Origin of the sequence: Streptomyces sp. 3MP-14 (assembly GCF_006334905.2) — a bacterium.
Taxonomy (GTDB): Bacteria; Actinomycetota; Actinomycetes; order Streptomycetales; family Streptomycetaceae; genus Streptomyces; species Streptomyces triticirhizae.
In genome coordinates this window covers 262865-285341 of record NZ_VDLZ02000007.1, presented here as the reverse complement: position 1 = coordinate 285341, position 22477 = coordinate 262865, and the positions used below count along the sequence as shown (strand labels likewise).

Here is a 22477-nt window from a genome sequence, read left to right as displayed (position 1 = left end):
CGGCCGCCCGGTCCTGTCGGCCCTCCACCGGTATATCGTTTTACCACGCGCCTGTCGAGGGATTGAGCGTCACGAGATGGCGCGCTACCATGCCGTACAATTCGCCGCTCGACAACGTTTTCTTCTGTGGCGGGGACGGGTTTCCGAAGCGCGGGGTTCAGGCGCGCCGAACGGGCAGGACGGACAGGACGCTTGGCAGCACAGCAGGGCCCTCGACGCGGGAAACGGTCCGACAAGCCGACGATCGCCGATGTGGCGGCGCTGGCCGGGGTTTCCGTCTCCGCTGTCTCCAAGGTCGTCAACAACCGTCCCGGCATCTCGCCCCCCACCCGGCAACGGGTGCTGGACGCGGCGGAGAAGCTGCGCTGGTCGCCCTCGGCCACGGCGGTGGCGCTGCGCGGGGCGCGCACCCGGGCGATCGGGATGGTCGCGGGTCGCGCGGCGGACGTGCTCGCCGCCGACCCGCACTTCTCCGTGCTGATCTCCGGCATCGAGGCCGAACTGGCGCCCGCCGACTACGGCCTGCTGCTGCACATAGTGGGCGAGGAACCGAGCGCCGAGGAACGCGCCTACCGGCGGCTCGCCGAGGAACGCCGGGTCGACGGGGTGATCCTCACCGAGAGCCGGATCGGCGACACCCGGTTCGAGCTGCTGCGGCAACTGCGGCTGCCCGCCGTGCTGGTGGGCACGCCCTGGCGGGACGACCCCGTAGTCTCCGTGCGCGCCGGCGGGGAACAGGACGCCGGGATCAGGGAGGCCGTCGACCACCTCGCGGACCTGGGGCACCGGCACATCGCCTACGTTTCGGGACCCGAGGACCGGGTGCACACGGTGTTCCGGCGGCGGGTGTTCGAGGCGGCGCTGGAGGAACGCGGGCTGCGGCCGACGCGGATCGTCGTCTCCGAGTTCACCGCCGACGCGGCGGTGCGGGCGGTGCGCCAACTCCTGGCCGAGCCGCAACGACGGCCGACGGCCGTGCTCTTCGCCAACGACACGATGGCCGTGGCGGGCATGAGCGCCGCCCGACGCCTGGGCTTCGAGGTCCCGCGCGACCTGTCGATCGTCGGCTACGACGACCTGCCGATCGGGGAGTTGGTCTACCCGAGGCTGACCACCATCGGGCAGGACCTCGTCCAACTCGGCCGCTCGGCCGCGACGGCGATGTTCGCCCTCCTCGACGGCTCCCCCGAGTCGGCCCAGCCGCCGCCGGTCCGCCCGCCGAGCCTGATCCCCCGCGAATCGACGGGGCCTGCCGGCGGGGTGGGTGGCTGATCGCTGGGCGCTGGCCGCTGGGCGCTGGCCGCTGGGCCTGAGCCGAGCCGCCGGCCTGCGGCCGGCGGCGGGGCGGTTCGCCTGGCGGCGGGGTGGTTGGCCTGCGGCCGGCTGGCGTGCATCGCCTCGCTCGCCTGACGGCGGGACGGTTGCCCTCCCGGCGGGCGGGGCGGTGGCCTGACGGCCGGCCAGCGTGCATCGCCTCGCTCGCCTGACGGCGGGACGGTTAGCCTCCTGGCGGGCGGGGCGGGGGGCGGTGACCTGGCGGCCGGCTGGCCTGCGACCGGCGGCGGGACGGTTGCCCTCCCGGCGGGCAGACCCGTTGTCTGATGGCGCAAGCGGGCGGGCTCACTCGGCAGCGAAACCAGCAGAGTTCACCTCGCGGCGGGACGGTTGGCCTGGCGGCAGGCTCGCATGCATCGCCTGAGGGCGGGGGGCGCCTCGCGGCAGGACAGTTCGCTTCGCGGCCGGCTGGCGTGCATCGCCTGGGCGGCGAGCGGGGCGGTTCGTCTCGTGGCAGGTGACGTAGTTCGCCCGACGGCGAGACCCTCGATCGCCCGCCAGCCAGGCCGACCTGTTCGCCACGGGCGGGCAGACCGGTTGCCTGATGGCGCGGGCAGGCGGGCCCACTCAGCGGCGAAACCAGCAGGGTTCGCATCGCGGCGGGGACAGTTCACCTCGCGGTGGGGCGGTTCGCATCGCGGCCGGCTGGCCTGCATCGACTGACGGCGGGCAGGGTGGTTCGCCTCGCAGCGGTTGTCTGTTGGGTGGTCGGGTGCGGGTGCGTGGTGGGTTGTTCGCGCAGTTCCCCGCGCCCCTGGATCGTTTGGGCGCGCGCCGTTGTCTTCGTGCGGGTGCGCATGGGGTGGGTCTGCGGGCGACGGCGGGACGATCGATCGCCCGCCAGCCGGGCCCCACCTGCTCGCCTCACGGCGAGCAGACCGGTTGCCTGAAGTCCTCGGCGGCGGAACCAGCAGAGTTCACCGCGCAGCGAGCCGACGCAACTCGCCCGACGGCGGGACTGTCGATTGCCCGGCCGCGCCGACCTGTTCGCCTCGCGGCGGAGCCAGGCGATTCGCTCGGTGGCTAAGCCGGTGGTTCACCTCACGTCGAGAGCGGGTCATTCACCTGGCGACACCCCCAACGCCCAGCGGCCGGCGTCCGCTGGGGGGTTGGCGCTGACTCCGAGGGGCAGAGCCGGGGGTACCACGGTGGGTCGTGAGACACCGGCCGCTGGCCTCCTCGCCTGAACGGCAGGGCCGTGGGCTGGCCTCGCCGCGCGGTGGCACAGCCAGGTCAAGGGCCCCGAGGGCGACGGTGTCAACTGCCGGCCGAACACCGGGTCATGAGGCGGAGGACGGTGGGCACCGAGCAGGCGCGGCGCTGCCCAACTCCCGGGCCGGTCACGGCCCCGCCAGGAAGGCCGCGCCGCACCCCAGCACCCCAGCGAAACACCGACCCGCCGGGTTCGTTCCGGCGAGCCGCCAGGCTCGCCGGTCACCGCCGGGCCAGGAAGCGTCGCACCTCGGGGAGGACGTCCGCCGAGCGGACCCAGCCCGCGAGGTGATCCGCGTCCGGCACGGAGAAGAACGTCGCTCCGACACGCGCCGCGACCCCGCGCATGGGCTCGTGCCAGGGGTCGGCCGTGCCGCAGTACATCAGCATCGGAACGCCGGTGGACGCCAGGCCGGCGTCCAGGTCACGGTCGCGGGAGAAGGCCTCGTAGTTGGCGCGCAGCGCGGCGCCGTCCGCCGCGTCGATGACGGCCGCCTGGGCCGGGTCCGCCGCCGCGCCCTGGCGCAGCAGGTCGAACGCGTCGGTGTCGGCGGGCAGTTCGAGTTGCCGCAGGGCGTGTTCCAGCCCGGAGGCGAAGCCGTTCACCGGGTCCCAGGAGCCCGCGACGATCCGGTCGCACCGCTCCGGCGCGTGGCGGGCCATGCCCAGGGCGGTCAGCGCGCCCATCGAGTAGCCCCAGACGGTGGCGCGGTCGGCGCCGAGGTCGTCGAGGACGGCCGTGACGGCGTCGACGCGGCGTTCCAGCGCGTAGGCGGCGGTGGCGTGCGGCGCGTCGCTGGCGCCCAGGCCGAGCGGGTCGAGGGCCACCACCGTGTGGTCGGCGGCCAGGGCCGCCGTGTACCCGGCGTCGCCCCAACTCGCGCCGGTCTGGAACATGCCCGGGTGGAGGACCAGCAGCGGCCCCTCCCCGGACACCTCGTAGTGGACCCCGAACCCGTCGCTGCGTGCTGTCGGCACCCGTCACTCCCGCTGTGTGGCTCGCCTCGGACTTCCCGGAACGCGCCGGCACGGCCGTCGCCAGGAACGTTACGACTTGTAACGGGCATCATGGTGCGGCAGGTTCGCACCCTGCGGAAGGAGGCACTTTTATGTCCCAACGGAACACCGGGATAACGGAGCAGGTCACGCCGCCGCCCTCGGCGCGGGCCGCGCGAATCGCGGCGGATGCCGTGGAGATCCCGGACTGTCCGCTGCGGGAGGTGCTCGCCCTGATCGGCGACAAGTGGAGCGCCCAGGTGCTGGTCGTGCTCGGCGAAGGACCGCGCAGGTTCACGGAGTTGGAGCGGGCCATCGAGGGCGTCAGCCGCCGGATGCTGACGCTCAGCCTGCGCAACCTGGAACGGAACGGGCTGGTCACCCGCACCGTTCATCCCGACGCCCCGCCGCGCGTGGAGTACGCCACCACGCCTCTGATCGACGAGATCCGCGAGCCGCTGGAGGCCCTGGCCGCGTGGGCCGACCGGAACCGGCCGGCCATCGCGGCCGCCCGGCACGCCTACGACAGCGGCCGGTGAGGCGACCGCGCGGCGCCGGCCAGGCGCTGGTCAGGCGCTGGTCGTCGAGCCGGGGCGGACGATCATCAGCACGACGACCACCGCCCACAGCACGTTGAACACCCCGGTGGACATGGCCAGTCGCGCCGCCAGCGCCCGCACCTCGCGGCCGGGTCCGGAGGCTCGCCGCTCGGCGGGCGGGTCCTCGGGCAGCAGGTCCTCCTGGCGGGGCAGGATCACCACCACCAGCAGGGCGGCGGCCAGCGCCGTGAGGGCCAGCGAGGCCAGCAGCCAGGCATCGGTGAGGACGCCGAGTTGGGCGCCGGTGGCCAGGCCGAAGACCGGGACCGCGATGCCGACGGCGGCGTAGCCCCGGCAGATCCGATGCAGCGTCGCCGCTATCGCGCCGGACCGCACGGCTTCGGCTCCGGGAACGTGCTCCGGCTCCAGGCCGGGCGGCGCCTCCGTCTCGGCATGGGTCGCGGCGGCCTGGCGCGCGTAGCGGGGGAAGAGCGAGGCGGCGACGGTGATCGGCCCGACCGTGAGGATCGCCGCGAGGACATGCAGGGACAGCAGCAACTTGGCCACGACGGGCTCCCGTTCTCTTGCCAATATATTGCCTGCCAATATGTAGCACGCCAAGTCTCCACTTAGGTAGGCTGCCTACTCATGAAGGCAGACGCGGTACGCGGACATCTCGACGGGCTGCTGCTGGCCGTGCTGGAGCAGGGGCCGCTCCACGGCTACGCGATCATCACCGCCGTGCAGCGGCGCAGCGGAGGGGCGCTCGACCTGCGCACCGGCACCATCTATCCGGCGCTGAACCGGCTGGAGCGCCAGGGCCTGCTCAGCAGCGACTGGGAGTCGATCGGCGAACGACGCCGACGCTGCTATGAGTTGACCGACGCCGGGCGCGCGGCCCTGGCCGGGAAGCGCGCCGACTGGCGCGCGTTCACCTCGGCGATCGGCGCGGTCCTCGACCCGGCGACGCCGGGGAACGTGACGCCGGGGAACGCCATATGAGCGCCCGCGCCCAGCGGGCCGACGGCGCGGAGGCCGGGGGCGGGGGCGCGGCCGGGGCCGGAACGGGCGGCGTCGCCGAGGCGGTGCTCGGCTACCGGGCGCGGCTCGCCGACCTGCTTCAGGGGCCGGCGAGGGCCAGAGCCCGGCTGGTCGAGGAGGTCGGGGACGGGTTCGCCGACACCGTGGCCGCCCTGCGCGACGCGGGCTGGGAGGCGGCGGACGCCGTCCGCCGGGCGGAGCGGGAGTTCGGGACGCCGGAGGAGCTGGCGCCCGGCTGCCAGCGGGAGTTGACCATCGCCCAGGCCCGGCACACCGCCCGGGCGGTGATGCTGACCGCGCCGCTCCTGCTGGCCTGCTGGTATCCGCTGGGGAACGCCGACCCCGCGCGGGACTGGTGGCTGCCGCACCTGGCGCAGCTGCTGGCCCTCGGCCTGGCGGGGGTGGCGGCGGCCGCCGCGCTGGGCGCGGTGTGGGCGTTGGGCAGCACGGGTCGGGTCAGCCGTTGGCTGCCGATGCCGCGTGGACTGCCGGGCGCCGTGGGCTGGTTGGGGACCACGGCGAGCGGCGCGATGGCCGGCTCGGCGCTCGCGCTGACCCTGGCCGCCGCGCTGGCCACCCACTGGCCGCTGGTGGCGCTGACCGGGGTGGCGTCGGCCGCCTGCCACGCCTGGGTGGCATCCTCCGCCCGCGTCTGCCGCCGCTGCGCCCGGCTGCCGGCCCCGGCCTGAGCCGACCGAACGCGCCGTTCGGCGGGGCGGCCACGGCACCAACCGCCCACGGCCCAACGGCCGAACGGTCCAACGGCCCGTGCGAACGACGGTCCATGCGAACGGCGGGCCGTGGGAGACGACGGCGCGGGGCCCCGACCCGGTGGTGCTGGGTCGCGGCCCCGCGCGCGGAGGTCGGGCGACCGACCGGGCCTACCCGGTCCTGCGGCCACCCGTCACCCGGTCACTCGGTGGCAATCGCGTTCAGCACGTTCATCCGGCCGGCCCGGAAGGCGGGCAGCAGCGCGGCGAGCAGGCCGACCACGGCCGAGCCGAGGAAGACCGCGATGATGGTGCCCCACGGGATCTCCAGGACCGGCATCCCCTCCAGGGCGAGCAGCCGCTGGCCGGCCGCGCCCCAGGCCATGCCCAGCCCGAGTCCCAGCAGCGCGCCGAAGAGCGCGATCACCACGGACTCCAGCCGTATCATGCGCCGCAGCTGGAGCCGCGAGAGGCCGATGGCCCGCATCAGGCCGATCTCCCGGGTGCGTTCGACCACGGACAGGGCCAGCGTGTTGACCACGCCGAGGACCGCCACGATGATCGCCAGCGCCAGCAGGCCGTAGACCATGTTGAGCATCTGGCTGACCGAGCCCTCGATCAGCTCCTTGAACTCGGCCTGGTCGCGGACCTCGACCTGCGGGTACGGGGTGACCGCCGCGTCCAACGCCTCGCGGGCCGCCTCCTCCTGGCCGTCCTTCGCCCCGGCGTAGAGGGCGAACGGCAGCGGCGCCTCCGCCGCGTTGTCCAGCATCTCCTGCTGGTTGAACATCCAGGTGCCGGTGAGCACCGCCGCGTCGTCGGAGAGGATCGCCTCCACGGTGAGGGTGGTCTCGCCGCCGCCGTCGAAGGCCACCTGGACCTGGTCGCCGAGCGCGATCCCGTGCTCCTCCGCGTCGCCCTCCCCGACGGAGAGCCCGCCGGGGGCGTAGGCCGCCTCGATGTCACCCTCGACGACGGTGACGTCGATGTCGGCGGAGAAGGTCTCCGGCACCGCGCCGGCCATCACCTCGATCTCCTCGCCGGAGTCCAGCGTGACGTCGACGTCCGCGAGCCGGTACTCGCTGACGTGGTCCAACTCGGGTATCCGCTCGGGGGAGACCGCCCCGGTGATCTCCGGGACGATGCCGCCGGGCGTCTCGGAGACCACCACGTAGTCGGCGCCCAGCGAGGAGTCGATCTGGTCGGTGGCCGAGGCCACCATCGAGGAGCCGACCACCGAGAGGCCGGCCACCAGCGACAGGCCGATCATCAGCGCGGTGGCGGTGGCGCCGGTGCGGCGCGGGTTGCGCAGCGCGTTGCGCTCGGCCAGCCGGCCGACCGGGCCGAAGCCGCGCAGCAGCACCACGCTCAGCCCCCTGACCACCAGGTTCACCAGGGAGGGGCCGACGATGACCAGACCCACCAGGCTCAGCAGCACGCCCAGCGCCAGATAACCGGCGCCCGCTGACGCCTCGTCCACCGAGCCGGTCAGGGCGAGGAAGCCCAGGCCGGCGATGGTCAACACCGCGCCCAGGGTGGCCCGTATCCGGCCGGCGCGCACGTCGCCCGGCATCCCGGCGTCCCGCAGGGCCGCCATCGGGCTGATCCTCCCGGCCCGCCGCGCCGGGACATAGGCCGCGATCAGGGTGACCAGGATGCCCAGGACCACGCCGATGATCGGCACCGAGGGCTCGATCAGCAGGTCGTCCGTGCTGAGCTTCATGCCGAGCGCGCTCATCAGCGCCATCAGCCCGACCGCGAGGCCGATGCCCACACCGAAGCCGATCAGCGACGCGATCACGCCGAGCAGCAGGGCCTCGATCAGCACGGAGCGGTTGACCTGGCGTCGGCTGGAGCCGATGGCGCGCATCAGGCCGATCTCGCGGGTGCGTTGGGCGACCAGCATGGAGAAGGTGTTGACGATCAGGAAGATCCCGACCAGCAGCGCGATGCCGGCGAAGCCGAGCAGCACGTACTCGAAGATCGACAGCGCCTGGCCGACCGCGTCGCTGTTCTCCTCGATGTACTCGTCGGCGGTCTGGAGCTTGTAGGTGTCGGCGCCGACCGTGGCGGCGATGGCGTCCTTCAGCTCGGTGTCGGAGACGCTGCCGTCCGAGTCCACATAAACGTTGGTCAGCTCGGGGGCGCCGTCCAGCAGGTACTCGCGGGCGGACTCGGTGTCCAGATAGATCAGTGCCGCGCCCGGGTTGGTGGTCTCGAACTCCGCTATCCCGCTGACGGTCAGCTCGTAGTCGCCGAAGGCGGTGACCAGCCGCAGCGGGTCGCCCAGCGCCAGGTCGGCGTTCTCGGCGGTGTCGGCGTCGATCATCACCTGCTCGCCGCCCTCCGGCGGCCCGCCCTCGGTGATGGTCATCGAACGCTCGTCGATCGGGGTCCAGTTGGCCGCGATGGTGGGGGCGCCCGAGGTGGGGCTGATGCTCTCGTTGTCCTGGTCGATGGCCATCGCCGAGGTGGAGACGATGGACCCGGTGATCTGGTCGACCCCGGCCACCTCCGCCAGCTCCTGCTCCAGCGTGCCCGGGATGGTGTCCGGCCTGCCCGTCCCGCCTCCGGTGCCGGCGAAGTCGTCCGCGAGGTCGGACTCGGCCGAGCTGATCACCACGTTGGACGCGGAGACGTCGAACAGCTTGCTGAACGTGTTGTTCATGGTGGCCGTGAAGACCAGCGTCCCGCAGACGAACGCCACCGACAGCACGACCGCCATGCCGGACAGCACCATGCGCCACTTGTGGGCGTAGAAGCTGCGCAGCGAAGTCTTGAGGACCGTCATGACGTGCGGCTCCAACCCTGCTGGCCGCTGTCGAAGTTGCGCATCCGGTCGAGGACGCGGTCGGCGGTGGGGTCGCGCATCTCGTCGACGATGCGGCCGTCGGCGAGGAAGACGATGCGGTCGGCGTAGGAGGCGGCGACGGGGTCGTGGGTGACCATGACGATGGTCTGGCCGAGGTCGTCGACGGAGCGGCGTAGGAAGTCGAGGACTTCGGAGCCGGCGCGGGAGTCGAGGTTGCCGGTGGGTTCGTCGCCGAAGATGATCTCGGGTCGGGCGGCCAGGGCGCGGGCGACGGCGACGCGTTGCTGTTGTCCGCCGGAGAGTTGGTTGGGGCGGTGCTTGAGGCGTTCGGCCAGGCCGACGGTGGAGATCACCCGCTCCAGCCAGTCGGCGTCGGGTTTGCGGCCGGCGATGTCCATGGGGAGGGTGATGTTCTCCAGGGCGTTGAGGGTGGGCAGCAGGTTGAACGCCTGGAAGATGAAGCCGATCTTGTCGCGGCGCAGGCGGGTCAGCCGCTTGTCCTTCAGGCCGGTGATCTCGGTCTCCCCGACCCAGATCCGGCCGGAGGTGACGGTGTCCAGACCGGCCAGGCAGTGCATCAGCGTGGACTTCCCCGAGCCCGAGGGGCCCATGATCGCGGTGAACACCCCCCGCTCCACATCCACACTCACCCCGTCCAACGCCGACACCCGCGTCTCGCCCTCGCCATAGGACTTGACGACGTCCACCGCCCGCGCGGCCACGGCCGAGTGCCCTCCGCTGCCCCCGGTCGTCGGATTGACTACAGCCGTTGTCACGTGAATCTCCTTGTGCCGTGCGGTAGGTGGGAAGAATCTGCTCGAGCCAGCGCCTGGAACGCGCGGCGTGGGCCCCACGAGCCGGACGGCTGCGGGACGTTCGGCGAGGCCCTGTGGTGCTCGGCTGAGCCCTCCTCGAAGCCTCACCAAGAGACTAGAGAACCCCTGGCGCGTCCTCGTCACCCGCCGGGATGAGCCTCACATCGGTGAGAAGTAGCAGGGTTCCCCTAAGGGGGCCACACTTCGATGTAGGGGACGGCGTACACCTCGCCCGCCGCCCGACCCGCCCGGGACCGGCGGTGGGAGGACCGCGGCGGTGGTCAGGGTCGGTGCCGCCGCCTAGGATCGGGCCGCGTACCATCGATCACCCCACTGGCTCGTCCTCGGGAGTACCCCAGTGAAGCGCCGCACCTCCACCCTCGCGGTCTCGGCCGCAGCCCTGCTGCTCGCAAGCCCCCTGCTCACCGGCTGCTCCACCGGCGCCCACCCGGGCGCGGCGGCCGTCGTCGGCGACGAGCGCATCACCATCGCCAGTGTGCAGGAACGGGTGGAAACGGTCCGCGAGGCCCAGCGCGAGCTGCCGGAGGGCGACCAACTGCTCGGCGCCACCCCCGCGTTGACCCGCCAGACGGTCGACTTCCTGGTGTACATGGAGGTGCTGGAGGCCGCCGCCGAGGCGCACGGCGTCGAGGTGAGCCGCGCCCAGGTGCAGGAGAGCCGCGCGATCGCCGAGCAGAGCGTGGGCGGCGCCGAGGCGTTGGAGACCAGCGCCCTGACCGCCACCAACGGGCTGCCGTTCGCAGGTGACGAGCAGATCGACCAGGTGCTGCGGAGCCAGCTGCTCACCCAGGGCCTGGCCCAGCGCCTCGGCGCTCCTCCCGGCCCCGAGGGCGACCAGCTGCTTCGGCAGGTGTTCGCGGAGACCGCCGAGGAGATCGGCGTCGAGGTCAACCCGCGCTACGGCGAGTGGGACGCGGAACAGGTGACGCTCGCCGAGTCCGACACCCCGTGGCTGCGTGCGGACGAGCCGACCGAGGAGGAGGCCGGCTTCCCGGCCCCGCCGGCCTGACCGCCCGCCCCGTCCCCGTGACGCCCCGCCCGCCGTCTCCGCCGACCGTTCCGGCCGTCTGACCTCGGGGTCGGCCACCTCGGGGCCGTTGTCCGCGTGCCGGAAGGCGCGGTCTAGTCTCGACGGATGACCGTGCGCGAACTCAACGGTGCCCCCGGCCGGATCGTCCTGTTGACCACCAGCCACCGGGTGGCGCCGGGGCTGCTCTCCTGGCCCGCCTGGCAGGTGCTTCACGAGGCCGACCTGGTCGTGAGTCGGGACGCCGGGCACCCGCACGGGCCCTACCTCCGCGAGGCCGGCGTCGCCGTGCGCCACGGGGTGCCGACGGCGACCGAGTTGCTGAGCGCCTGCGCCGGGGGCCGCACGGTCGTGGTGCTGGCCGGCGCCGAGGGCGAACCCCAACTCACCGACGAACTCGCGCGGATCGCCGGCTCGGGCCGCGCCACCGGCCTGCCCGAGCTGGAACTGCTGCCCGGCTCCTACGACCTGCCCGGCGCGCGGCTGCTGGACCTGGTGCGGGTGATGGACGAGATCAGGGCGACCTGCCCCTGGGCCTCCGTCCAGACCAACGAGGGCCTGGCGCCCTACGGCCTCGAGGAGGTCTTCGAACTGGTCGAGGCGGTGGAGAACGGCGACCGGGCCGAGATCCGCGAGGAGTTGGGCGACGTGCTCCTCCAGGTCGTCTTCCACGCCAGGATCGCCGCCGAGGACGCTGACGAGCCGTTCGACATCGACGACGTTGCCGGGACCATCGTCGCCAAGCTGATCCGCCGTCACCCGCACGTCTTCGGCGACGCGAAGGCGGAGACGCCGGAGGACGTCAAGGCGCTGTGGTTCGCGGCCAAGGCCGAGGAGAAGGCCCGCACCTCGGTCACGGAGGGCGTGCCGCTGGGCCAGCCGGCGTTGGCGCTGGCCGCGAAGCTGTTGGGCCGGGCGCGGACGGCCGGGCTGGCGGTGCCGCTGCCCGAGACCCCGCACGACGCGGGCTTCGGCTACCGGCTGTTGGCCCTGGCGGCGGAGGCCGAGGCGGCCGGCGTCAACCCGGAGACCGCCCTGCGGGCGGCGGCCCGGGCGTATCGCGAAGCGATCATCGCCGCCGGCGGCTGAAGCCGCTGCGCGGCGCTGCCGCGCGGCGGGTCGGCGGGACGCGGCGGGTGGGCGGGAGCGGGCGGCGTTCCCGCCGGGACGGCCCGTCCGGGTACCGCCGGGTCGCCTGGCGGCGGGCCGGTTGGTTCGGCCGTTGGCCGTTGTGTGGCCCGGCCTTCGGCCGGGGCTGCCTGGTCGGCGACGCGCCTGACTCCTGCGGGAGCGTTGCCTGGCCGAACGGCCACCAGCCACCAGCCGCACACCACCCCACGGCCAAGCGACCCCGGCTGAACCGGCCACGGCCAACGGCCCGGCCAGGCCAACCGCCCCGCCGGCCCCCGCCGGCCAGGCGTTCCCGGCCCCGGCCGGCCGCCAGGCGCCCGCCGCCAGGCGGCGCCCCTCGCCGGGGCGCCGGCCGGGCCGGTCGGGAGAGGCCGGGGCAGACGTCACGGTTCGAGCCGGTGTGGCGCCGCGCCGGTCAGGAGGGTGGCGAGGCCGGTGAGGACGTCGTGGCCCAGGAACCAGTCGCCGCTGTGGTCGATCCCGTACAGCCGCGCCTCCTGGTCCACCGCCAGCAGCGCGCCGCTGCCCAACTCCTCGCCCACCGGCGCCAGTCGGGTCCCCAGGGCGTGCCCGAGATCGCTGAGCACCCGCGCCCAGTGCAGCCCGGCCAGCGGGTCGATCACGACGGCGCTCGGCGCGAAGACCTCCCCTGGCCCCGTCGGGTTCAGCGTGATCTCCCCCAGCTCGGCCCAGGTCTCGAACGCGGCGGGGAAGAGTTCGTGCGGATGCCCCTGCGGGGAACGGTGCCCGCTGAGCACGTCGGCCCACTGCTCCGCCTTCGCGGTGTGCACCCGCCCAGGACGCCAACCGGCCGCCGCCAGCGCCTGGTCCACGGTGCCGGCCGACCACGGCGCGCCCCGCGTCGGCCCGCCGAGCGGGTCCCCGACGGGCCGCCCCGCCGCCCCGGCCGGCGCCGGCGTGAGGCTGGTCACGCCGAGCCGCGCCAACAGCACCGCGCAGGAGCGGCAGTGCGCGGCGTGGGCACCGTGCCTCGGGTCGCCGTCCTCGCGGATGTGGCGGCAGGTGATGCCGGCCCCTTCGAGCGCGAGACGGGCCTGGTTGAGATCGGCGGCGCCGGCCTCGTTGAGCCAGCGGGTGAGGAGCGCGGGCTCCGGGCAGCGCCCGACGTGGCGTTCCCGTTGGGCGGTGCCGAGCCCCGCGAGGACCTCGGCGACCACCGGGTGCGGTTCGGGCGGCGGCGTGCTCCGGCTGGCGGTGCCGGTCAGCGGCTGGTCCCGTTCCGGGATGCGGAGCGCGGCGGCGGTGGTCGGCAGGATGCCGTCGCGGCGGCGCAGCAGCGCGGGAGGCACAGGGCGGGCGTCCCCGTGTCGGGGACCGCCCGGCGGCTGGCCGTGGATATCCGATATCACGAGGACGATCGTGCCACCGACTGGCCGACCCCATAGGCTGTGCCGCAACAGCGAGAGGCAACAGCAGGGGGCGTTCACGCCATGACGACAGGTCGGCTCGGCCAGCAGGCCGCGCCACCCAACCGGGCCTATGCCGGTCAGGTGGTGCAGTTCCCCGACCCGGTCCGCGCGGCGCGTTATCCGCACGGTGTCCGGGTGGACGCGGAAGGTTATCCCGACTTCTCGCCCTATGCCAGAGCGGCGGCGGAGATCGCCGAGCCTCCCGACGGGTTCGGCGTGGACGAACTGCGGCTGACCGACTACGTGTCGGCGAACGCCGCGCTGCACGCCTCGGGTCACGAGCTGTGGGCGCGGCTGCCCGCCGTGGCCACCCCGCACGGCTGGACCTGGCACCATGTGGCGCGCTCGCGCCGGCTGGAACTGGTGCCGGTCGAGGTGAAGGCGCTGCTGCGGCACCACGGCGGCCTGGCCACCACGACGGTCGACCAGCACAAGCGCGGCACCCGGCCGCTCGCCGACCCGCGCCCGGCGCACTTCAGGGCGCCGGACTCCGTCGCCGTTCCCGAGGAGCGGCTGCGGGCCGCCGAGGAGAAGCTGGGCTACCGGCTGCCGCCCGCCTACCGAGCGTTCCTGAAGGCGGCCGGCGGCTGCGCCCCGGTCGGGGTCGCGCTGGACGCGGAGTTGGGGCTGCTGGTGGACCAGCCGTTCTTCACGCTCCGCGAGGAGGCCGCCGTCAACGACCTCGTGTACATCAACAAGTGCCTCCGCGACCATCTCACCAAGGACTATCTGGCGGTGGCCTTCGTCCAGGGCGGCATCGTGGCCGTGAAGGTGCGCGGCGAGGGAACGGGCTCGGTCTGGCTGTGCCCGGTGGACGACGCGCGGGACCGGGACGGGCTGACCGTGAGTGAGCGGGTCGACGAGCTGCTGCTGCCCTGCGGGGAGGACTTCGACGCCTTCCTGCTGCGGCTGGCCGGCTCCCCGCCGGAGTTGGAGACGGTGGCGAATCTGATGGTCGACGGCGGGTTCGCGACCGCCGTCGCGGTGGAGGGATGAGTGCCGTGGTGACGTTCGCGCAGGCGCAGGAGCGCGCCGAGCGCTGGGTGAACGGCGCGGGTGGCCACGCCGAGGGGGATCACCCGGCGCACGAGGTGCGGGTGCGGGAGTTCAACCTGGGCTTCGTCGCCTGGGCCGAGGACGCCTCGGGCGGCGAGGTCGGCGGCGGTCGGCTGGTGATCGCCAGGGACAGCGGCGAGACGACGTACTGGCCGAGGCTGCCGGTCAGCGAGGTGATCCGCCGCTTCGAGGAGGAGTACGGCAGGACCTCGGCGTCCGTGCCGGCGCCTGAGCCGCCGAAGTCGGTGGATCTGGAGGCGACTTCCTTCCTGTTGACGCCGCCGCAGTGGCTCCAGGAGGCCGCCGACAAGGCGGGCATCCCGGACAACCGTCCCGGCGCCGGCGCCTCCCCGGCGTCCTCTTCCTCGTCGACACCATCTTCGGCAACGCCCTCGACCGCGCCGTCGCCGCCGGGGCTGCCCGTTCCGCCGAAGGCCGGGTCCGCCCAGGCCGGCTCCGAACGGCCGTCCGCCCCCGACCCGTTCGCCCCGCCGGCGTCCGCGAAGGCGGAGCCGGCGAGGCCCGAGCCCGCCAAGGCGGGGTCGGCGCCGGACCCGTTCGCGCCGCCCAAGCCGCCGGACCCGTTCGCGCCGCCCAAGTCCTCGGGCCCGGCGGCCGACAGCCCCTGGGCCGCCGCCGACGTGACGCCCGGCTCGGGCAACCGGCCGGCCGGCGGCGCCTCGCCCTGGGCCGGCACGGACACCTCGGGCAGCGCCGAGGAGGCCGAGGCCATGGCGCCGCCGGCCACCGTCTTCTCGCCGCCGCTGCTGGAGGACGACGACGACCGGCCCAGCCCCTCGCGGGCGCCGGCCTCCGAGGCCAGGACCACCGTGATGCCGCAGGGCAGCGCGCTGCCGGCGACGGCGGTGCAGCCGCCACTCGACGGCGGCGCCCGCCCGCCCGGCGCGCCCGGCACCCCCCCGCCCCCCGGCGCGCCCGTCGGCCCGCCGCCCGGCGGCCTGCGCGACGCCCCACCGGGGGCGCCCGTCGGCCCGCCGCCCGCGCCCCCGGGCGCCCCCGGCACGCCCCCGCCGCCGGGCGCCGCGAAGATCGCGGCCGAGGACACCCACAAGACGTATGTCGGCGGCCGGTCCGGCTCCCGGCCGGCCGGCCCGCCCGGGATGCCCGTGCCGCCCCCGCCCGCCGCACCCGGCGCGCCCAAGGCGGCCCGGCCCACGGCCGACGAGCCGACCTCCGGCGAGGAGGTCGCCTACGTTCCCACGCAGATGGTCGCCCCGGACGTCGTCGCCTCGCTCCGCGCCCAGGGCGCGGGGACGCCCCCGCCGCCAGGACCCGCGCAGGCCCCGCCGCCCGGCGCCCCCGCCGGCCAGCCAGGACCGCCACCGGGTCCGCAGCCGGGTCCGCAGCCAGGTCCGCAGCCGGGCCCCGCGCAGGGCCACCAGCCGGGACCGCCGCCAGGCCCCCTGCCGGGCCAGGCGCCGCCGCCCGCCTACGGCTACCCGCAGGAGGCCCAACCCGCCGTCGGCTCCGGCTACATGGCGGTGCTGCGCTACCGCGCGCCCGACGGCTCCGAGCAGCAGCTGATCCGCCGCTCCGCGCCCGGGATGCCGCACCCCGAGTGGCAGATCCTGCACGAGCTGATGGCCATGGGCGTGCCCGCGCAGGAGGTCGTCGAGCTGCACACCGAGTTGCAGTCCTGCGAGCTGCCCGGCGGCTACTGCGCCCGGATGATCCGCGAGACCTGGCCCCAGGTGCGGATCACCCACACCGCCGCCTACGGCACGGACTTCGCGTCCCGCCAGGCCGGGGTGCGCCATCTGGTGGAACACCAGGACGAGTTGCAGCAGTTCGCCGACGGCCCGCCGCGTTCCGCGCCGGTGCGCGCGCCGCTGCCGCAGCAGCCGCCGGCGCCGGCCGTCGGACTCGACGTGATCGGCCAGGAGCTGGCCGAGGCGTTCGGTCCGCAGCTGGTCTTCCGCTACGAGCCGCACTTCGCCGCCCGGCAGGGCGTGCCGGAGATCGTGGCCAACACGCTGGCGTGGAGCGGGCTGCCGTTGGAGATCCCGCCGTTCTTCTGGGCCCGCGCCCAGCCGGGGATGCCGATCCCGACGCTGGCCGAGGTCGCGATGGAGCGCGGCGTGCGCCCGGCGCCCGACGCCGGCTCGTATCTGGTGGTGGGCAGCGACTTCGGCAAGCAGCTGTGTGTGCAGTACGGCACGGCGCACATCGTGGCCGTGCCGCTGGAGGCCGGGCCCGGCGGGCAGCCGGTGCCGCCGCAGTTCGTCAACGCCTCGCTGCCGCAGTTCGCGCGCTGCATGGCGCTGTTGGGCCGGATGTGGCGGCTGCGCTACGGGCTGACCTCGGAGCAGGCGGGCCGCTGGACCAAGGACTTCCAGGCCCAGCTGGCCTCGCTCGACCCGATGACGGTGGCTGACCCGGAGAGCTGGTGGTCGGTGCTGCTGGAACAGATGTGGGACGGGCTGCTGTAGCGCGTTCCCCGGGACGGCGTTCCCCGGCGCCACGTTCCCCGACGCCGCGTCGCCCGACGCCACGTTTGCCCGACGCCGCGTCCCTCCCGGCGGCGTGCGCCGGCGCGCGCCGCCCGGGGGCAACGCGCCGCCCGGGTGAGCCCGTTCCCCGGGTTTCGGATGTCCTCGTGATGTTTGGGGGATCATCTTGGCTATGACGGGTTTCCGGACGGTACGCGGGCGGGGGTACTCGCCGGAGCAGGTCGACCGCGTTCTGGCGGAGCTGGGTCGACAGCGGGACCAGGCGTGGCACCGGCTCACCGAGCTGGGCCGGCTCGGTGAGCGGCTCACCGAGCGCGCGGCCCGGCTGCGGGCCGAGGTGGCCGCGCTGCCCCCGACGGACTTCGGCGCGCTGGGCGAGCGCGCCACGGTGCTGCTGGCCGAGGTCGAGGCCGAGGCGGCGGAGATCAGGGAGCTGGCCGAGGCCGAGGCCGACACCCTGCTGAGGGCGGCCGAGGGCGAGGGCCGCGCCTTACGGGAGCAGGCGGCGAAGGAGGCGGCCCACGTCCGGGTGGCCGCCGAGGAGGCGGCCGGCCGCACCCTGGCCGAGTTCACCGAGGCCGCCGAGGCGCTGGTGGAGCAGGAGCGGCAACGGGCCGCGCGGGTGCGGGCCGAGGCGGAGGCCACGCTGGCCGACGTGATCCGGCACGCCGAGGCGCTGGTCACCGAGCAGCGCGCGCGACAGCGGGCCAGCGGCCGGCTCGCCGAGGAGCGGATGGCGGCGCGCCGGGAGGCGGTCGAGGCGCGGGTGGCCGAGCTGACCCAACGGGCCGACGCCGTCTGGGAGCGCGCGCGGCGGCAGTTGGCCGACGCCGAGGCGGCGGCGAGGGCGCGGAACGAGGCGGCGGAGGCCCGGCGGGCCGAGCTGTTGGCCGACGCGGAGACGCGCCGGCGGCGGATCGAGCGGGACGCCGAGCGGCTGGCCCGGCTCCAGGAGGAACGGGCCGAGCAGGTGCGCGCCTACATGTCCCATCTGCGCACCACGCTGGCCACGTTGACCGGCCGCACCCCGCGTGGGCCGCGGGCCGAGGCCGAGGACGAGGCGCCGGCCGGGACGCCAGGGCAGGCGCCGGCCGGGAGGCCAGGGCAGGCGCCGGCCGGGGGCCAGGGGGAGGCGGCGACCGAACGGGGCTGACGCGGCGGGGTGCCGGGGCCGCCTGGGTATTCTGCGGACCATTCCCCGTTTCTCCGACGAAGGACGCGATTTCCGTGAGCCCCAACCGTCCGGCAGCCATCATCGTTCTCGCAGCGGGTGAGGGGACCCGCATGAAATCGGCGACGCCCAAGGTCCTGCACGAGCTGTGCGGCCGTTCCATGGTCGGCCATGTGGTGCTGGCGGCGAACGAGTTGGCGCCCGAGCGGCTGGTGGTGGTGGTCGGGCACGGCCGGGAGCGGGTCGTGGAGCACCTGGCCGAGCTGGACGCCGGGGTGCGCACGGCCGTGCAGGCCGAGCAGCGCGGCACGGCGCACGCGGTGCGCACCGCGCTGACCGCGCTGGCCGCGGAGGACGGCGGCACGCCGACCGGCACGGTCGTGGTGACCTGCGGCGACACCCCGCTCCAGACCGGCGCCACGCTGCGCGCCCTGGCCGAGCGGCACGCCGCCGAGGGCAACGCGGTGACCGTGCTGACCATGGAACTGCCGGACGCCACCGGCTACGGCCGGGTGGTGCGCGAGCCCGACGGCTCGGTGACGGAGATCGTCGAGCACAAGGACGCCTCGCCGGCGCAGCTGGCGATCACCGAGGTCAGCTCGGGCGTCTTCGCCTTCGACGGGGCGCTGTTGGCCGAGGCGCTGGAGAAGGTCGGCTCCGACAACAGCCAGGGCGAGGAGTACCTGCCCGACGTGCTGCGCATCCTGCGGGGCGCCGGCCACCGGGTGGGCGCCGAGCGGGTGGCCGACCCGAGGGAGCTGGTCGGCATCAACAACCGGGTGCAACTGGCGCAGGCCAGGCGGCTGTTGAACGACCGGCTGCTGGAGGCCGCGATGCTGGCGGGCGTCACGGTCGTCGACCCGGCGAGCACCTGGATCGACTCGACGGTCACCTTCGAGCCAGACGCGGTCGTCCAGCCGAACACCCAGCTGCTGGGCGCCACCCATGTGGCGGCCTTCGCCGAGGTCGGGCCCGGCACCCGGCTGACGGACTGCACGGTGGGCGAGGGTGCCCTGGTGGTGCACACCGTGGCGGACACGGCGGTGGTCGGCGCCGGCGCGAAGGTCGGCCCGTACTCCTATCTGCGGCCCGGAACGCTGCTCGGCTCCGACACCAAGGTCGGCGGCTTTGTGGAGGTGAAGAACTCCACCCTCGGCACCGGAACCAAAGTTCCGCATCTCTCCTATGTGGGCGACGCCACGATCGGCGAGCACACCAACATCGGCGCCTCCAGCGTGGTCGTGAACTACGACGGCGAGGCAAAGCACCGCACCACGATCGGTTCGCACTGTCGAACGGGCGCCGACAATACCTTTGTGGCTCCCGTCACGGTGGGGGACGGCAGTTACACGGCGGCGGGCTCGGTGATCACCGTCGACGTTCCCCCGGGATCACTGGGCGTAGCCCGGGAAAGGCAGCGGAACGTGGCGGGTTGGGTGGCCCGCAGGCGTTCCGGATCGGCGGCCGACCAGGCGGCCCAGGCGGCTCTAGCTGCGGCGGAACCCGATCACGATCAGGACTGACGGGTTCGCTGGGGGCCGGTGACGGCGTACCGTAAGGAGGGCCCTCTGGGCCGGACACCAGGCCGAACGAGCGCACCCGCGTATGCCAAGGGAGACTGACTGTGACCGGGATCAAGACGACCGGTGAGAAGAAACTGATGCTCTTCTCCGGCCGCGCCCACCCCGAACTGGCGAAGGAGGTCGCCGCCGAATTGGGCATGGGGCTGGTCCCGACCAAGGCTCAGGACTTTGCCAACGGCGAGATCTATGTGCGTTTTCAGGAGTCCGTGCGCGGCGCCGACTGTTTTCTGATGCAGAGTCACACGGCGCCGATCAATAAATGGATCATGGAACAGCTGATCATGATCGACGCGTTGAAGCGGGCCTCGGCGCGGAGTATCTCGGTGATCATTCCGTTCTACGGTTATGCCCGCCAGGACAAGAAGCACCGGGGCCGCGAGCCCATCTCCGCGCGGCTGATGGCCGACCTGCTGGGCACGGCGGGGGCGCACCGGATCATCGCCATGGACCTCCACGCGGACCAGGTGCAGGGGTACTTCGACGGCCCCGTAGACCACCTCTTCGCGCTGCCGGTGCTCACCGAGTACATCGGGAACCGGGTGGACCGGGCGAAGCTGACCGTGGTCTCCCCCGACGCCGGCCGGGTCCGGGTCGCCGACCGCTGGGCGGACCGGCTCGGCGCCCCGCTGGCCATCGTGCACAAGCGGCGCGACCCCGACGTGGCCAACCAGGTCACCGTCCACGAGGTCGTCGGCAACGTCCGCGACCGGGTGTGTGTGCTGGTCGACGACATGATCGACACCGGCGGCACGATCTGCGCCGCCGCCGACGCGCTCTTCGCCAACGGCGCGTCCGACGTGATCGTGGCCGCGACCCACGGCGTGCTCTCGGGCCCGGCGGCGGACCGGCTGAAGAACTCGCGGGTGAGCGAGTTCATCTTCACCAACTCGCTGCCGACGCCCAGCGAGGTCAACCTCGACAAGATCACCGTGCTGTCGATGGCGCCGACCATCGCCAGGGCGGTGCGCGAGGTCTTCGAGGACGGCTCGGTCACCAGCCTCTTCGAGGGCGACGCCTGACCCACCTCCCCGGCCGGCCCCGCATCTCGCCTTCGAGGTGCGGGGCCGGCCGGCGTTCGGGGGGCCTGCGCGCTGCGGGTAGACTCGGCCGCGTTGCTCGGCGAGGGAGGCCCGGCGGGGCTTATCCGTTATCGACGCGCTCTTTGTGCAGGCCCGCCCTGGGCCGGGTGACCGACGGTTTTTCCGGTCACACACCACAAGGAGTCCGCGATGTCAGACGTGAAGATCAGCGCCGAGACCAGGAGCGAGTTCGGCAAGGGCGCCGCCCGCCGCATCCGCCGCGAGGGCCGCGTGCCCGCCGTCATCTACGGCCACGGCGGCGACCCGGTCCACGTGACCCTGCCCGGCCACGAGCTGATGATGGCGCTCAAGAACTCCAACGTCCTCATCACCCTCGACATCGAGGGCCGCGAGGAGCTGGTGATCCCCAAGGCCGTGCAGCGCGAGGCCATCCGTGGCTTCCTGGTCCACACCGACCTGCTGGTGGTCAAGCGCGGCGAGAAGGTCACCGTGGAGATCCGGGTCCTGACCGAGGGCGAACTGGCGCCGGGCGGCGGCCTGTTGGAGCACGTGCTCAACACCCTGCCGGTCGAGGCCGAGGCCACCAACATCCCCGAGTCCGTCACCGTCTCCGTCGCCGGCCTGTCCATCGGCGACTCGGTCCTGGCCAAGGACGTCCCGCTGCCGGCGGGCTCCACCCTGGCCGTGGACCCGGAGGAGGTCGTCGTCCAGGTGCTCCAGCCGCAGGCCGAGGAGCCGGCCGCCGAGGGCGCCGGCGCCACCGAAGAGGAAGCCGGCTGACGCAGCCGCCGGGGGTGGGCCCGCCCGGGCCCACCCGACCGAACCCGACCGGAACGGGAGACGCATGAACGACGCCGGAAACGCGACGGCGCCCGAGGGACCGTGGCTGGTCGTCGGCCTCGGCAACCCGGGGCCGAGCTACGCCGCCAACCGGCACAACGTCGGCTTCATGGTCGTCGACCTGCTGGCCGAGCGGCTGGGCGGCAGCTTCAGGGCCCACCGCTCCCGCGCCATGGTGCTGGAGGGCCGCTTCGGCCCGCCCGGCTCCGGCGGCCCCCGGGTGGTGCTGGCCAAGCCGATGTCGTTCATGAACGTCTCCGGCGGCCCGACCGGCGCGCTCTGCTCCTTCTACCGGGTGCCGCCGTCCCGACTGGTCGTGATCCACGACGAGTTGGACATCGGCTACGGCGTGCTGCGGCTCAAGCGCGGCGGCGGCGACAACGGCCACAACGGGCTGAAGTCGATCACCTCGGCGCTCGGCAAGGACTACTTCCGCGTCCGCTTCGGCGTCGGCCGGCCGCCGGGGCGGATGGACGTGGCGGCCTATGTGCTGCGGGACTTCGGCACGGTGGAGCGCAAGGACCTCGACTACCACGTGGACCGCGCCGCCGACGCCACCGAGGCGCTGGTCACCGAGGGCCTTGAGCGGGCGCAGAGCCGCTTCAACGGCTGAGTCGCCGGCCGCCGACCCGACCCTCCGACTTGACCAGCCGGCAGGCTTTGGCCAAGGATCTGCGCCATGTCCGCGACCCAGGCCGGCCGACGCGGCGCTGCGCGCCGAGCCGGCGAGAGCGCGTTCGGCGCGCTGCTGTTGGGGCGGCTGGTGGCCTCCTGGCTGCTGGCCGCCGCGCTGGTGCTCGGCGGGGCCTACGCCGCCTGGGACACCACCCGCGACACCTTCGGCCTCGGCGACACGGAGAAGGGCGAGGTCACGCTGCTCCGCTGCGAACAGCGCGACTGCACCGGGATCTTCGCGCCCAGCGGCGACACCGTGGTCCTGGAACAGCGGATCGCCCGCGTCGAGGGCGAGAGCCTCACCGTCGTCCGACCGCTCGACGGCGACCTCGTGTTCCGCGCGGACGCCGCCGGCCGCCTCTACGCGCTGGCGCCACTGTCCGGCGCGCTGCTCCTGGCCGCCGTGGTGATCGGAGGCGGCCTGCGCCGCTACCGCCTCGCCTGGATCGTCGCCGGCACCGCCCTGGCCCACCTGCTCCTGACGTTCCTCCTCTGGATCTGACCCGCTCCCTCAGCCACCGGCCAGCCCCCGGAACACGACGGAGGCGTCGTCGCTCCGCTTGTTCCTCGGC

At 74.0% G+C, this 22477-nt stretch carries 19 protein-coding genes; 14 read left to right on the top strand and 5 right to left on the bottom strand.

The window, feature by feature from the left end:
• The first annotated feature begins 192 nt into the window (after positions 1-192).
• Complete coding sequence (locus tag FH609_RS14265; RefSeq protein WP_139674436.1) at positions 193-1272, top strand: LacI family DNA-binding transcriptional regulator; 1080 nt, start codon at positions 193-195, stop codon at positions 1270-1272.
• A gap of 1497 nt (positions 1273-2769) precedes the next feature.
• Here FH609_RS14265 and FH609_RS14260 read toward each other — a convergent pair.
• Entirely contained in the window at positions 2770-3525 is a 756-nt protein-coding gene (locus tag FH609_RS14260) for an alpha/beta fold hydrolase (RefSeq protein ID WP_139674439.1), read from the bottom strand.
• Between the two features lie 131 nt (positions 3526-3656).
• Between FH609_RS14260 and FH609_RS14255 the strand changes: the two genes are divergently transcribed.
• A complete protein-coding gene (locus tag FH609_RS14255; protein WP_139674442.1) occupies positions 3657-4082 on the top strand; it encodes a winged helix-turn-helix transcriptional regulator in 426 nt (141 codons plus the stop codon).
• A 30-nt stretch (positions 4083-4112) separates the two neighbouring features.
• Here FH609_RS14255 and FH609_RS14250 read toward each other — a convergent pair whose 3' ends face one another.
• Entirely contained in the window at positions 4113-4649 is a 537-nt protein-coding gene (locus FH609_RS14250) for a hypothetical protein (RefSeq protein WP_139674445.1), read from the bottom strand.
• A gap of 81 nt (positions 4650-4730) precedes the next feature.
• On the opposite strand from FH609_RS14250, the gene FH609_RS14245 reads away from it, so the two are divergent.
• Positions 4731-5084 carry a PadR family transcriptional regulator gene (locus tag FH609_RS14245; protein WP_139674448.1) on the top strand — a complete coding sequence of 118 codons (354 nt, stop codon included), beginning with the start codon at positions 4731-4733 and terminating at the stop codon, positions 5082-5084.
• Positions 5081-5812 (top strand): permease prefix domain 1-containing protein, encoded by a 732-nt coding sequence (locus tag FH609_RS14240; protein ID WP_226961649.1) that lies wholly within the window; start codon positions 5081-5083, stop codon positions 5810-5812. Before FH609_RS14245 ends, FH609_RS14240 begins: the two co-directional genes overlap by 4 nt.
• 223 nt (positions 5813-6035) lie before the next feature.
• Here the strand turns inward: FH609_RS14240 and FH609_RS14235 are convergent, their stop codons facing one another.
• Together FH609_RS14235 and FH609_RS14230 are read right to left on the bottom strand one after the other, a co-directional pair.
• Positions 6036-8624 carry an ABC transporter permease gene (locus FH609_RS14235; protein WP_139674451.1) on the bottom strand — a complete coding sequence of 863 codons (2589 nt, stop codon included), beginning with the start codon at positions 8622-8624 and terminating at the stop codon, positions 6036-6038.
• Positions 8621-9421, bottom strand: a complete 801-nt coding sequence (locus FH609_RS14230) for an ABC transporter ATP-binding protein (RefSeq protein WP_139707877.1) — start codon at positions 9419-9421, stop codon at positions 8621-8623. The genes FH609_RS14235 and FH609_RS14230 overlap by 4 nt, the downstream gene beginning before the upstream one ends.
• 397 nt (positions 9422-9818) lie before the next feature.
• Here FH609_RS14230 and FH609_RS14225 point away from each other — a divergent pair, with 397 nt between their 5' ends.
• Both FH609_RS14225 and FH609_RS14220 read left to right on the top strand, forming a co-directional pair.
• Positions 9819-10490 (top strand): SurA N-terminal domain-containing protein, encoded by a 672-nt coding sequence (locus tag FH609_RS14225; RefSeq protein ID WP_139669442.1) that lies wholly within the window; start codon positions 9819-9821, stop codon positions 10488-10490.
• Between the two features lie 126 nt (positions 10491-10616).
• Complete coding sequence (locus tag FH609_RS14220) at positions 10617-11597, top strand: nucleoside triphosphate pyrophosphohydrolase (protein WP_139669440.1); 981 nt, start codon at positions 10617-10619, stop codon at positions 11595-11597.
• 425 nt (positions 11598-12022) lie between these two features.
• On the opposite strand, the gene FH609_RS14215 is transcribed toward FH609_RS14220, so the two are convergent.
• On the bottom strand, positions 12023-13009 hold the full coding sequence (locus tag FH609_RS14215) for an SUKH-3 domain-containing protein (RefSeq protein ID WP_193317958.1): 987 nt from the start codon (positions 13007-13009) through the stop codon (positions 12023-12025).
• Positions 13010-13090: 81 nt separating this feature from the next.
• On the opposite strand from FH609_RS14215, the gene FH609_RS14210 reads away from it, so the two are divergent.
• The 8 genes from FH609_RS14210 to FH609_RS14175 all read left to right on the top strand — a co-directional run bounded on the left by FH609_RS14210 (position 13091) and on the right by FH609_RS14175 (position 22407).
• On the top strand, positions 13091-14065 hold the full coding sequence (locus FH609_RS14210) for an SMI1/KNR4 family protein (protein WP_139669436.1): 975 nt from the start codon (positions 13091-13093) through the stop codon (positions 14063-14065).
• On the top strand, positions 14062-16575 hold the full coding sequence (locus FH609_RS14205) for an SUKH-4 family immunity protein (RefSeq protein WP_139669434.1): 2514 nt from the start codon (positions 14062-14064) through the stop codon (positions 16573-16575). Before FH609_RS14210 ends, FH609_RS14205 begins: the two co-directional genes overlap by 4 nt.
• Before the next feature lie 193 nt (positions 16576-16768).
• Positions 16769-17749 (top strand): cellulose-binding protein, encoded by a 981-nt coding sequence (locus FH609_RS14200; protein WP_139669432.1) that lies wholly within the window; start codon positions 16769-16771, stop codon positions 17747-17749.
• A 74-nt stretch (positions 17750-17823) separates the two neighbouring features.
• On the top strand, positions 17824-19290 hold the full coding sequence (gene glmU / locus FH609_RS14195; RefSeq protein ID WP_139669430.1) for a bifunctional UDP-N-acetylglucosamine diphosphorylase/glucosamine-1-phosphate N-acetyltransferase GlmU: 1467 nt from the start codon (positions 17824-17826) through the stop codon (positions 19288-19290).
• 101 nt (positions 19291-19391) lie between these two features.
• Positions 19392-20369 carry a ribose-phosphate diphosphokinase gene (locus tag FH609_RS14190; RefSeq protein ID WP_139669428.1) on the top strand — a complete coding sequence of 326 codons (978 nt, stop codon included), beginning with the start codon at positions 19392-19394 and terminating at the stop codon, positions 20367-20369.
• A 210-nt stretch (positions 20370-20579) separates the two neighbouring features.
• Complete coding sequence (locus FH609_RS14185; protein WP_139669426.1) at positions 20580-21170, top strand: 50S ribosomal protein L25/general stress protein Ctc; 591 nt, start codon at positions 20580-20582, stop codon at positions 21168-21170.
• A 64-nt stretch (positions 21171-21234) separates the two neighbouring features.
• Entirely contained in the window at positions 21235-21843 is a 609-nt protein-coding gene (pth, locus tag FH609_RS14180) for an aminoacyl-tRNA hydrolase (protein WP_139669424.1), read from the top strand.
• 66 nt (positions 21844-21909) lie between these two features.
• Positions 21910-22407, top strand: coding sequence for a hypothetical protein (locus FH609_RS14175; RefSeq protein WP_139669422.1), 498 nt, complete (start codon positions 21910-21912; stop codon positions 22405-22407).
• Positions 22408-22477 lie beyond the last annotated feature (70 nt).